The sequence below is a fragment of the uncultured Dokdonia sp. genome (assembly GCF_947492535.1).
GTDB lineage: Bacteria > Bacteroidota > Bacteroidia > Flavobacteriales > Flavobacteriaceae > Dokdonia.
The window spans coordinates 182,594-195,390 of sequence record NZ_CANLNH010000008.1 but is presented as its reverse complement, the minus strand read 5'-3'; the positions used below and the strand labels follow the sequence as shown (position 1 = coordinate 195,390).

Genomic DNA, 12,797 nt, shown 5'->3' with positions numbered 1-12,797 from the left:
GGTCTATTATGCTATTATTCTTAATATCCGTTTTCTTAGGATGTCAAGATACTAAATCTACAAAAAAAGAGACACCAAAAGCCGTTGTAATTAAAGATACTCTTTCAGAAAAAAAGAAACCTAAAGCACCTGCTCCAAAAGGAACTCCTGAAAACCCAATGATTGCTTCGCAAGCAGAATTGAAACCATTTTTAAAGACCTATGGAGAAGAAAACCCAGAAACCAAAGTGCGTATTATAACACGCTTTGGAGATATCGAAGTAGTGCTCTATAAAGATACTCCCCTACACCGAGCAAACTTTATCATGCTTGTGAAAAATGAATATTTTAATACTACACAATTTCATAGAGTATCACCCGATTTTGTAGTACAAGGTGGTAATAATGATACTAGAACAACAGCTCGTAATAGACAAGGCATGGGCAATTACCTATTACCTAATGAAGCAAAAAAACACCATCCACACGTGCGTGGTGCCTTTTCTGCAGCAAAGTATAGCGAACAAAATATCAGTAAGGCTTCTTCCCCATTTGAATTTTTTATTGTTCAATCTCATCGTGGTGCACATCATATAGATGGTGAACATACCGTTTTTGGAAGAGTTACCAAAGGCATGGATGTGGTAGATGAAATGAACAAAGTAGCTGTAGATGGCACCGAATGGCCTGAAGAGAATATTTACATGAAAATTGAAATTATTGAGTAGCTATTAGTCGTTAGTCAAAAATAAAAAGGCTCCTCCCCTCGTTGAGGTGAGGAGCCTTTTGTTTTCGTGAAAACGAGAAATATAAGTGTATAACATTTTTTGTAAAAGCAAAAGACAAAGAACTAAAAGCTAAACAACTGAATGCCTCTTCAGATTCTCCACTCGTTGTAACAAGGTAGGATGTGAGTAGTGTAACGCTACATATAACGGATGCGGTGTCAAGTTACTTAAACTGTTTTTAGAAAGTTTTTTAAGCGAACTAATAAGCGGTTCGGCTTCATAGGTTTCGGCGGCGTAGTTGTCTGCTTCATACTCATGCTTTCGCGAAAGCGCACTCATAAAAAATCCCGTAATCGCAGATATAGGGCTGTATAAAATTCCGAAAACAACCATCCCAACGTGAAAAGAAGGAATCGAAACACCAACTGCCTCAGCAATGATAGGTTGTGCTAAACACAACGAAAACAGCCATAAGGTAACTCCCGTAATTACTACCGAAAGCAATAGATTAGTAATAATATGTTTACGTTTATAATGTCCTACTTCATGGGCAAGAACTGCAACAATTTCAGTATCATCCAAATCATTAATCAAGGTATCGTATAACGTAATTCGTTTTTCGCGTCCTAGACCTGAAAAATATGCATTTGCTTTGGTACTACGTTTAGAACCATCGATGGTAAATATATTCGTAAGATTAAATCCCACTTTTGTTGCATACATTTCGATTTTGGAACGTAATTCCCCTGCTCCTAAGGGTGCTTGTTTATTAAAAATAGGCACAATTAATCGCGCATAAAACATATTCATAAATAAAGAAAACAACGTCACAACACCCCATGCATACAACCAAAAAGAATTTTGTGTCATTTCATAAATCCAAATGATTAAGGCAAGCAAACCTCCACCTATTACAATACCCATGATCCATCCTTTCAACTTATCCATAAAAAAGGTAATGGGTTTCATCTTATTAAATCCGAACTTCTCTTCGATTACAAACGTATCATAATAAGAAAAAGGCGTTGTTAAGATATCGCTCGCAAACAGAATCGCGCCAAAAAAGATAAGTGCAACTCCTATAGGGTGATCTGTAAATGTCCGTGCCCATTGATCTACAATAGCAAAGCCGTCAAAAAAGAAAAAACCTAATGTCAATAGTAGACTAAAGGTAGCTGTATAGGTTCCAAAACGGTCTTTTGTTTTTTTATACGCCTGTGATTTTAGATATTCTTCTTCGTTATACACATCTTTTAAAGCCTCTGGAATAGGGTCATTAAAATGTTTTGCATTTAAATATCCCATGATAAAATCGACCAAGTAACTCAGTACGAGAATAGCGATAATACTATAAAATAATGTCTGTGATGTCATAAATATGCTGTTAACAATATGTGTTTAGGTTAAACCTGCTTTTGCAAACCTAGCTCTTCGGCTGGCAGGTGCGATTAAAAACCTCGTTGACGTTTTGCTTCAAAAGTAAGAATTCCTGCGGCGACACTCACGTTCATACTATCTATTTCGCCATTCATCGGAATGATAATATTTTGAGTACTTGCCGCTCGCCAAGGAGTCGTGAGTCCAGTGGCTTCGGTTCCTACAACAATAGCAGTCGCTTTCGTATAATCTTGTGTATGATACGATTGTGCTTCTTGTAGAATCGCACTAAAAATCTGAATATTTCGCTCTTGTAAAAATGAAATCACCGTTTCTGTTGGAGCCATGGCAATTTGATTGGTAAACACACAGCCTACACTAGACCTTATGATATTCGGGTTATATAAATCGGTTTTGGGGTTTGCGATAATGACGGCATCGACTGCGGCAGCATCGGCGGTACGTAATAATGCGCCTATATTTCCTGGTTTTTCAGGAGCTTCTGCGATAAGTACTAACGGATTCTCTGGCAATTGTAACACTTCTAAATTGGTTTTTTTTGCTTTCGCGAAAGCAATCACAACCTCCGTCCCATCTCGATATGCCACTTTACGGTACACCTCATCAGAAAGTGATGTGACAGCAACTCCCTCTAATGAGTTAATAAGCGCCACCACCGAAGCATCCTCCACAAAACGTTCTTTTATATAAAGCGCAGTGATGGTATATCCCCCAGCAATCGCAAGATGAACCTCACGCAACCCTTCAATAAGAAACGCGCCTTCTAGTTGACGAGCCTTTGCTTTAGACTGTATCTTTATAAGCTTCTTTACCGTTGGATTTTGGGAACTTGAGATGTGTTTTAACATAAATAATGTTTGCTATTATCTAAAAGGCAAAGGTATTATAACTATTTTTACTTTTAAACTACAGATTATGAACAAACTATTACTTTGTATCCTTACAATAGGATCTATTTTTATAACACATGCTTCTTCTTTAGAAGCTATCGAAAACCCTCCTATTAATCTTACAGCCTGTGATGAAAATAATGATGGTATTGAAACTTTTGACCTCACTATAAATAATGCTATTGTATTAGGGTCTCAAAATCCTGCTGATTTTAATATTACATATCATCTTACACAGGCAGATGCCGATAATGATACAAATCCAATTCCTACTCCAAATGCATATACAAGTAGTGATGCTACGATATTTGTACGTGTGGAAGAAATTGCAAATACAGATCTATTTGAGATTGGGGTGTTTAATGTGATTGTTAATCCTCAGCCTGTATTTACGACACCTGGACTCGTTGAAGTTTGTGACGATATAGAAAGTGGTAGTGATGTAGATGAATTAGCAACTTTTGATTTAAATAGCCTTGCTATTGAGGCAACGAATGGTGATCCTGATTTGGTTATTTCCCTTCACTTAACACAATCTGATGCAAATAATAGTCAAGATCCGTTACCAGGTATGTATCAAAATGTCTCTCCTGGCATACAAACTATTTGGATGCTTGTTTTCGATAGTACTAGTAACTGCTCAAGTGTTGTCCCTGTTACATTAATCGTAAACCAATTACCATCTCCCAGTTTTATTCCTGATGTTATGGTCTGTGATGATAATGAAGATGGTATTGGGCTTTTTGATTTACAATTATTAGTAGATGATATATTAAATGGAGAAACGAATGTCGCTTTAAGTTTTCATGAAACATTAGAAAACGCAGAATTAGGCACTTCAGAAATTGATTTAACACTTCCTTATGCAAGTATTGCCAATCCGCAAACGCTTTATGTACGTGCTACAGATATAGACCCTCTTACGGCTACAGAATGTTTCAGAATTATTACTATTACTTTAATTACAACCCCTAATCCTCCTATAGCGACTCCATTACCAGATCTTACACAATGTAATGATGGAAGTGATCTGGCTCTATTTGATCTTACTACGAATACGCCTATTATCTTAGGACCATTCGATCCAACTGATTATACAGTTACCTATCATGAATCTCAAATGGATGCGTCCAACGATACGCTTCCTATTGGTGATCCTGCAAATTATCTAGTAAGTGCACCAGGTACAGTAATTTGGGCGCGATTAAAAAATGAAACTCTTGGATGTTTTTCTATTGCTTCTTTTAATCTTACAATAGCAGAATCTCCTATATTATCTCAAGATATTCCATTTGATTATACCTTTTGTGAACAGTTTGATGGCGATGATACCATGGGCGATATAGACCTTACAACCTTAGCAGATGATGCAGGTTTCTTATTAGTGCCACAAGACACCGCTGATTTTAATATTTCATATCATGATACTATGATAGAAGCCGAGAATAATGCGTTTCCTATTGATCAATCATCTTTATTTACAGTTAGTGACGGAGATGAATTATTCTTTAGAATAGAAAATTTGAATACAGGATGTAATACTATTAGTAGCGTCATATTTAATGTAGAAACGCGACCTGAAACAAATCCTGTAAGTGATATTATCCAATGTGCTACAAATCCTGGAGTTAATGGGATTCCTAACCAAGATATAGCTACTTTCGATATAACACAACAAAGTGATATAATCACTGGTGGTGATCCGAGTACATTCGTACTTTACTATGTTTCAATAGAAGATGCTCAAAATACGGAAAATTCAATATCAGTTCCAACCGCATATACAAATACAAGTAATCCCCAGACTATATATGCGCGCGCAATCAATTCAAATAGTTTTTGTCCTTCAGATATTATAGAATTTCAAATTCTTGTAGAACCATTACCGTTTATAATTCTTGAAGAAACGTGTTTGGATACTGAAAATACTACAATATTAAATGGAACAGTAGAAACTCCTATAGCTGGAGTATCTTATGCATATACTTGGAGATTAGATGGAGAACTGGCTTCACTAGAGCCAACGATTACTGTTGATCAAGAAGGAGTTTATGAAATTAGTTGTACTGCTACATATAATACTGGTATATCTTGTAATTATATTGCTTCTATAAACATAACAATTTGTCCTGAAGATACCGATAATGATGGTGTTCCTGATGAAGAAGAAGACCTGAATGGTAACGGAGATCTGGAAGATGATGATACAGATAATGATGACATTCCTAATTACCTAGATGACGATGATGATGGAGATTTAGTCATGACCATTGATGAAATTACAGGAATAGGTGCCGGTATTGCTCCACAAGATTTTATAGATACCGATGATGATATGATAGAAAATTATCTTGATGATGATGATGATGGAGATTTAGTCTTAACGAGAGATGAAGATTATAACAATAGCGGATCACCACTAGATGATGACATTAATGATAATGGGATTCCAGATTTCTTAGATCCTGATGTTGCTTTAAGTACAGATGAATTTACAGTAACTAATTTCGCACTCTACCCAAATCCATCTTCTTCTGTAATTATTTTAGAAAATATCGACTTAGATGCTACAATTACCATCTATGACACCTTAGGTCGTGCCGTATTATCTTCAGTGAATAACAATTCTACAAGTTATTCAATGGATATAAGTACGCTTACTAATGGTGTTTATTTTATGGAAGTTGATAACAGAAAACCAATACAATTCATTAAAAACTAATCATCAAATGAAAAAAATTATTTTTTTAGTTGCTGTGGCAATTTTCGCTTTAAGCTGTAAAGAAAAAGCACAAGAAGCTACATCAACTGTTACGGAAGAAGTCACTAACGTTATTGAAAAAGAATATCCAGCTGCTATTGCTTCTGTGTTTAAAGCGCATGGAGGAATACAAAAATGGAATGACATGAATTATCTATCCTATACACTAGGTGATGAACGTCATACGGTAGATTTAAAATCCCGTAAAACGTTAATCCAGACAGACAAATACACTTTAGGTTTTGATGGAAATAAAGTATGGTTAGCACAGGATTCAACTTATTTTCAACCACAACGTGCTCGTTTTTACCATAACTTGATGTTCTACTTTTATGCGATGCCTTTTGTTTTGGGTGATGACGGTATAACCTATAGCGACGTGCCTGCATTAACATTTGAAGGTGTTTCTTACCCTGGTACTAAAATTTCCTTTGGTAGTGGTGTTGGTGATGCCCCAGACGATGAATATATCGTATACCGTAATCCAAAAACAAACCAAATGGAATGGCTAGCCTATACAGTAACATATGGTAAGAATGAAAAAAGTGATCGTTTTAACTACATTAAATATGATCAATGGGCAGATATAGATGGGGTACAATTACCAAGTGTATTACAATGGTATAAAGTAGAAGATGGAGTTCCTACAGCAATGAGTGGTGAACGTACCTTTACGGCAGCTACCATATCTAAAAATGTTCCTGATGCTTCTAAATTTGAAAAACCAGTAAATGGTGAATTTGCTGAATAATTTACTACTTAGTCAACAAAAACAAAAAAGCTGTCCTAATTTAGGACAGCTTTTTTGTTTTGTTAATATGTTACTGTTACTTCAAAAATCCATAGGTCTTGGCGTATTCTAACATCTGTGTTTGAAAATCTGTTGGTTGGTTTACTGTAAAACCTGTAATTTCTCCGTTTTCTGTCTTTGGAACAATCACTGGATTTACAAATCCACTATACGCAGCACTTTTAAACTTACTATTACGATCTAATACTTCTTTGTGAAGTGTTGGGTCTACCTTTACGCCATAATCTTCTACGAGCGCTTTAGCAGCGTCATAATCTCCTTCTGAAGTGATACGTTGTGTCTCGCGCAATAACTCTCCAAAGATTGCTCTAAGCTTTGTATAATCGTTTATGTTATAGAATGTCTTACCATCCCGAGTTACTTTTTCTATTACATTATCTTTTGCGCCTCTTTCAAAAGCCCATGCACTTACCCACTGGCGATTACGCATATGTGCTTCTTCTACATCATCTCCTAATTCCAAACGTACTAATTGAGATACTAATCCATTACGGATATAACCATCATACGCTGCAATTCCTGTTTTTTCCCAATCTTCTACCAATCCTAGTTCTTGAAGTTTAGGATCCATTAGGTAGTATAAACCAAAAAGATCGGCTCTTCCTTCTTCAATCGTAGACTTATAACTCTTAAGTGTTTCTTTAGGCGTTCCTACTCCTTCGTTAATTTGTCCAGATGCATGTCCTACTACCTCGTGTAAAGCAGTATGCAATTTATCTGCTAATTGGCCATATTTCTCTTCTAATTCTACTTCTTCTGCATCATGTGCAAATTCTTGTAAACGACCAGAACCTCCTGCATTTGCATAAGAATTGATAATATTACCTAGCGATACGGATTTACTTCCGTGTGTTTGTCTAATCCAGTTATTGTTAGGAAGGTTTACACCAATAGGTGTACTAGGCGATGCATCTCCTGCTTCTCCTGCTACAATAACCGTTTTGTAAGAAACGCCTTTTACTTCTTTTTTCTTATGTTCTGGCATTAACGGAGAGTTGTCTTCAAACCACTGTGCATCTTGAGAAAGTACAGCCATCTTTTTAGACATATCAAAATCCTTAATCTGTACGATGGTTTCATAAGATCCTTTATATCCTTTTGGATCGTTATATACTTCTATAAACCCATTGATCCAATCTATATTTCCTTCGGTAGATGTAGCCCATGCAATACAGTAATCATCCCAGGTATCAAGACTACCTGTTTTATAATACTCTATAAGAAGTCCAAGGGCTTCGTCTTGTTTTGGGTTTTCTGCAACTGTTTTTGCTTTTTCTAACCAACCAATGATTTCATCGATTGCAGTGCCATACATACCCCCACTCTTGTATACCTGCTCTACCAGTTTTCCATTTTCTTTAACAAGGCGTGTATTGAGTCCTACTTCAATAGGTTCGTTTTTATCTACTTTTATCGCTCCATAATATGCTTCTACATCGGCTGTAGTTACATCAGGTCCATAAAAGTTAATCGCACTTTCTAATACAATATCTGCATCTTTAGAAAGGTTTACTTTTTTTGCATCTTTATCATTAAAAATCACATCAAACGCTTCTCCTTCTAAAGTTGCTCCAGAAGCTGCTAATACCTCTTTAAGATACGTTGCTGAAAATTTTGGTTGTAATTTTGCGTTGCTATAGTGATGGTGGATTCCATTAGAAAACCATACGCGTTTTAAGTACTCTTCAAAATGTTTCCAATCCTCAGAATTTTTATCTCCTGAATACGAAGTATAAACTTTTTCAAGTGCATCTCTAATTTCTAAATTATGACGATAGTTTTGCGCCCACATAATATCACGACCCGCAAGACCTGCTTGTGTCATATAGTATACTAGCTTTTGCTCTTTTAGTGTCAAGTCTTCAAAACCAGGAATTTTATATCGTAATATTTTGATATCTGCAAATTGATCTACTTGATAATCAAATGCTGCTGTTTCTGTTTTCGCGGAAGCGGTATTTTCACCCTCTTCGCTTTTTGTAGTTTGTTGATCTTGACCACAACTTACAGCTAATAAAGCAGCAAGTCCAAAGCCATATAACGCTTTAAATTTCATTGAGATTCATTTTTATTTGTGCGTAAATATACCAAAATTAGAAGTTTTAAAAATCTAGTATCTTAGCTTCACTAACTAACCCCCTATATTCAATGAAAGTTTTAAAACTCCTATTCTTTCTTTTACTCATTTTTTTAATTGGCGGTGCTATTTATTTTGCTTCAAAAGATGGTCGTTATGACATCAAGGAAAGTCGCGTTATTCAAGTGCCTGCATCTATACTATATAATACGGTTAATGATTACAAAACTTGGGAACAATGGGGACCTTGGAAAAAAGAAGATTCTACAATGATATTTTCGTATGACGCTACTACGGTAGGTATAGGTGGTGGTTATTCTTGGGATGGAGCATTTCCAGGGGCTATGAAAACTACAGCCGTTCAAGAAAATATAGCCATCGAACAGGATCTTAATCTTGTAACTCCCGGAGGAGAACGCGCCTCTAAAGTAGGTTGGGAATTTACACCTACAGATACTGGTGTAGAAGTATCTTGGAAAGTTGAAGGAGAACACACGCTAATGGATAAGGTCTATTTTGCCTTTTCTGGAACCGATTTTGAAGGTGATATGCGTACGATGTATACTAATGGACTGGAAGGATTAGAAACATATGTAAGAGAGAAAATGGAAGACCACGCTGTCTCAATACAAGGTATTACAGAATATGGTGGCGGATTTTATGTGTATAAAACAACCTCTGCGAGTGGTACAAATATTAGCAATATAATGGCTCAAAATTATGGTGAAATTATGCAGTATATGAATCAAAAAGGGATTACACAATCTGGTATGCCTTTTACTATCTATAATGAAATGAATCCTAATGGAAGCATCATTATGAGTAATGCGATACCCGTTGCTAATGCGGTAGAAATCACAGAAGAAAGTACGGTTTTAAGTGGATACTTACCTAAAACGAAAGCTGTAAAAGTTACATTAAAAGGAAATTATACATATTTAGATAAGGCATGGGCAGAAGCCATGCAATACATAGCGCAATATCAATTAACACAGAGTGAACAAAAGCCATTTGAAATTTATACAAATGATCCTGGTAATTATCCTAACCCAGCAGATTGGGTAACTGATATCTATATCCCTGTAGAATAAAAAAGAAAAAGATCAATATACAATGAAGCAATTACTGCTTGTTTTTATAGGTGGCGGTACGGGAAGTATTGCACGTTACTTACTTAGTAAAGTATGGAATACTTCTACTACAGGAATTCCATACGGGACATTTACAGCAAATATACTAGGGAGTCTTATTATAGGACTTGTGTTAGGCTGGGCTATAAAAAATAATACATTATCTAGTAATACAACACTTCTATTAGCTACTGGTTTCTGTGGAGGGTTTACTACCTTTTCTACATTTGCCTATGAAAATCATAATTTTATAAAGTCTGGAGATTTTATGCTATTTGCCATCTATGCTATTGCTAGTTTTGCGGTTGGGATTCTTGCAGTATTTGGTGGTATGTGGATTGTAAAAACACTTTAATATATAATTCATCTAAGGAATCTGTATTCTTCTTTTACACTATATATTCTCTTATATTTTTTCGCTTAAAGCGAAAAGTTATAATGATTAATTCCCATTAATAATCTTCTTATTGCCTATAAATACGTTTCAATGATATGAAATGGCTTTTGGGGCGAAATTCTAAGAAATATGTTATTTAACAGGTGATGATACCTTGATTAAATGTTTTCTTATATCAAAAACACGCTAACATATTAAAAGGGCTATCATCAAAAGATAATAGCCCTTTCCTACTAAAATTAAGTAATCCCCCTAGGATTAAGAATCTAGCGTTTTATTAATCGTATGCTTTCTTGCCCTTGATTTGTAGTAATCGTAGCAATATAGATACCTGTTTTTAAATTTGATGCATTGATATCAAATGTAGCAGCATTTGGTGTTGCTACTGATACGCTTCTTCCTAAAAGATCATATACAGTTACAGACGTTATTAGGTCTGAATTTGTTGATACTGTCCAACGATCTGTAGATGGGTTAGGATATACATTGATATCTACTGCTGTAAATTCTTCTGTACTAAGTGTTGTATTATTATGTAGATAGATATTATCTAAAAAGATTGTTCTTGTTCCTGTCTCTGCTCCAGCTACTGTAAGTACAAACTGTCTTAACGCATCTCTTTGTTGGTTATTACTATTATTCCCAAAATCAAAGTTTTCAAGAGGTACATCTATAGACACCCATTCTCCAAAAGTAGTCACAGGGTTTGTTAATCCAAATGAAGATGTTTCACCAGCATCCCCAACGTGGTTAGACCATAATGGATTTGCTATTAAACCAGCAGATAAAGGAGTATCAATCCAGTAATCCATATGGAAATGCGTCATAGCTGTATTGTCTACAACTTCTCCCCAATCTACTAGCAAGAATTCTGCTGCTGGTTGGTTTAAATTGATTTGTTGTGTATCATCGCCTTCAATTTGAATAGTTTCAATATCTGTAGTACCTACATCAAAAGCTCCAAAAACTACATTAGGTTGATTGTTGTATGCATTACTAAAAATAGAGAATACAGCATCTTCTGCTCTTGCTGGAGGTGTTGGTGCAGCTACTAATGGCACTACAGGATCTCCACCGCCATCTGCTACCATCAACGATACATTATCTAATACTAAAACACCACCATCTGCTCCTAAGTCAAATAATACACGACTATTTGCACTACCTGCTGGAGGTGTTAACGTGAATGTATATGTTTGCAAATCTGAAGTTACTGTAACTACTTCAGTAGCTGCAGCAAAATCACCTTCATTAAGACCAATTCCAGCGATGATTGTTCTGCTACCATCTTCCATTGAAGTAGATGCATCAAAACTAAAAGTATATTCAACTCCAGCTTCTAATGCTACTGGATGACTTAAATTTACATCAAATGGGTTTCCTGAAATTTCATTATCAGATAGGTTAAAACTGTTACCTCCATCTTCCTGTACATTAAATGCATTTCCAAACCATGTAACCATTCCTTGTTCAAAATCACCATTCTCTAATAATTCTCCCTCTGTCATTGTATCTTCAACAGTTAGAACTACATTATCTAGTACTAAAACACCACCGTCTGCTCCTAAGTCAAATAATGCACGACTATTTGCACTACCTGCTGGAGGTGTTAATGTAAGTGTATATGTTTGTATTTCTGAAGTTACTGTAACTACTTCAGTAGCTGCTGAGAAGTCTCCTTCATTCAGACCTATACCTGCTATAATCGTTCTACTACCATCTTCCATTGAAGTGGAAGCATCAAAACTAAAAGTGTATGTTACTCCTCCTTCTAATGCTACTGGATGACTTAAATTTACATCAAAAGGATTTCCAGAAACTTCATTATCAGATAAATTAAAACTATTTCCTCCATCTTCCTGTACATTAAATGCATTACCAAACCATGTAACCATTCCTTCTTCAAAATCTCCATTTGATAATAAATTGTCCTCATTCATTGTTTCCTCGACTGTTAGAACGACGTTATCAATTACTAGGACACCACCATCTGCACCTAAATCAAATAAAGCACGACTATTCATACTTCCTGCTGGCGGCGTTAATGTAAGTGTATATGTTTGGAAGTCTGAAGTTACTGTAACTACTTCAGTAGCTGCTGCAAAATCACCTTCATTAAGACCAATACCCGCAATAATCGTTCTGCTTCCATTTTCCATAGAAGTTGATGCATCAAAACTTAATGTATACGTTAATCCAGCTGTTAGTTCTACTGGGTGACTTAAATTTACATCAAATGGATTTCCTGAAATTTCATTATCCGATAAATTGAAACTATTTCCTCCATCTTCTTGCACATTAAAAGCGTTTCCAAACCAAGTAACCATTCCTTGTTCAAAATCGCCGTTTGACAATAAATTTTCTTGGGCCTGAAGAACAATTGCTCCGAGAAACATAAAAACTAAAAAAGTAATTTTTTTCATAATAGTGTGTGTATTAAGCATTCATTAAATTCTAAGATCATTGAAATACAGATAACATATAATTGACCGACTTGTTATTGATTATGAAACTAAAACCAACAAACAATAAGAAATTGATAAATCTATCCAACTGTAATTTCGAATTACTCAAATTTAAGGGCTATTTTTTGATGAATCCCTAAAGAAGACCTATACAAAAAACA

Annotated in this window: 9 protein-coding genes; 5 read left to right on the top strand and 4 right to left on the bottom strand. The window is 35.5% G+C overall.

Annotated features, from left to right (window positions below; all coding sequences use genetic code 11):
• The first annotated feature begins 8 nt into the window (after positions 1–8).
• Positions 9–707, top strand: a complete 699-nt coding sequence (locus Q1A60_RS12710; protein ID WP_299766353.1) for a peptidylprolyl isomerase — start codon at positions 9–11, stop codon at positions 705–707.
• A 129-nt stretch (positions 708–836) separates the two neighbouring features.
• Here Q1A60_RS12710 and Q1A60_RS12705 read toward each other — a convergent pair whose 3' ends face one another.
• Both Q1A60_RS12705 and Q1A60_RS12700 read right to left on the bottom strand, forming a co-directional pair.
• A complete protein-coding gene (locus tag Q1A60_RS12705) occupies positions 837–2,081 on the bottom strand; it encodes a M48 family metallopeptidase (protein WP_299766355.1) in 1,245 nt (414 codons plus the stop codon).
• A 74-nt stretch (positions 2,082–2,155) separates the two neighbouring features.
• Positions 2,156–2,953: a TrmH family RNA methyltransferase gene (locus Q1A60_RS12700; protein ID WP_299766357.1), complete on the bottom strand. Its 798-nt coding sequence runs from the start codon at positions 2,951–2,953 to the stop codon at positions 2,156–2,158.
• 67 nt (positions 2,954–3,020) lie between these two features.
• Between Q1A60_RS12700 and Q1A60_RS12695 the strand changes: the two genes are divergently transcribed.
• Positions 3,021–5,717, top strand: coding sequence for a T9SS type A sorting domain-containing protein (locus Q1A60_RS12695; protein ID WP_299766359.1), 2,697 nt, complete (start codon positions 3,021–3,023; stop codon positions 5,715–5,717).
• 7 nt (positions 5,718–5,724) lie between these two features.
• A complete protein-coding gene (locus Q1A60_RS12690) occupies positions 5,725–6,507 on the top strand; it encodes a DUF6503 family protein (protein ID WP_299766361.1) in 783 nt (260 codons plus the stop codon).
• A gap of 76 nt (positions 6,508–6,583) precedes the next feature.
• On the opposite strand, the gene Q1A60_RS12685 is transcribed toward Q1A60_RS12690, so the two are convergent.
• On the bottom strand, positions 6,584–8,623 hold the full coding sequence (locus tag Q1A60_RS12685) for a dihydrofolate reductase (protein WP_299766363.1): 2,040 nt from the start codon (positions 8,621–8,623) through the stop codon (positions 6,584–6,586).
• A 92-nt stretch (positions 8,624–8,715) separates the two neighbouring features.
• Here Q1A60_RS12685 and Q1A60_RS12680 point away from each other — a divergent pair, with 92 nt between their 5' ends.
• Complete coding sequence (locus tag Q1A60_RS12680) at positions 8,716–9,735, top strand: GyrI-like domain-containing protein (protein ID WP_299766365.1); 1,020 nt, start codon at positions 8,716–8,718, stop codon at positions 9,733–9,735.
• A 22-nt stretch (positions 9,736–9,757) separates the two neighbouring features.
• Entirely contained in the window at positions 9,758–10,129 is a 372-nt protein-coding gene (crcB, locus tag Q1A60_RS12675) for a fluoride efflux transporter CrcB (protein WP_299766367.1), read from the top strand.
• Positions 10,130–10,437: 308 nt separating this feature from the next.
• Here crcB and Q1A60_RS12670 read toward each other — a convergent pair whose 3' ends face one another.
• Positions 10,438–12,594: a carbohydrate binding domain-containing protein gene (locus Q1A60_RS12670; RefSeq protein ID WP_299766369.1), complete on the bottom strand. Its 2,157-nt coding sequence runs from the start codon at positions 12,592–12,594 to the stop codon at positions 10,438–10,440.
• Positions 12,595–12,797 lie beyond the last annotated feature (203 nt).

Excerpts from the sequence above, each read along its gene's own strand:
- Q1A60_RS12710 (WP_299766353.1), top strand. The coding sequence starts at position 9 with ATGCTATTATTCTTAATATCCGTTTTCTTAGGATGTCAAGATACTAAA.
- Q1A60_RS12705 (WP_299766355.1), bottom strand. The coding sequence starts at position 2,081 with ATGACATCACAGACATTATTTTATAGTATTATCGCTATTCTCGTACTG.
- Q1A60_RS12700 (WP_299766357.1), bottom strand. The coding sequence starts at position 2,953 with ATGTTAAAACACATCTCAAGTTCCCAAAATCCAACGGTAAAGAAGCTT.
- Q1A60_RS12695 (WP_299766359.1), top strand. The coding sequence starts at position 3,021 with ATGAACAAACTATTACTTTGTATCCTTACAATAGGATCTATTTTTATA.
- Q1A60_RS12690 (WP_299766361.1), top strand. The coding sequence starts at position 5,725 with ATGAAAAAAATTATTTTTTTAGTTGCTGTGGCAATTTTCGCTTTAAGC.
- Q1A60_RS12685 (WP_299766363.1), bottom strand. The coding sequence starts at position 8,623 with ATGAAATTTAAAGCGTTATATGGCTTTGGACTTGCTGCTTTATTAGCT.
- Q1A60_RS12680 (WP_299766365.1), top strand. The coding sequence starts at position 8,716 with ATGAAAGTTTTAAAACTCCTATTCTTTCTTTTACTCATTTTTTTAATT.
- crcB (WP_299766367.1), top strand. The coding sequence starts at position 9,758 with ATGAAGCAATTACTGCTTGTTTTTATAGGTGGCGGTACGGGAAGTATT.
- Q1A60_RS12670 (WP_299766369.1), bottom strand. The coding sequence starts at position 12,594 with ATGAAAAAAATTACTTTTTTAGTTTTTATGTTTCTCGGAGCAATTGTT.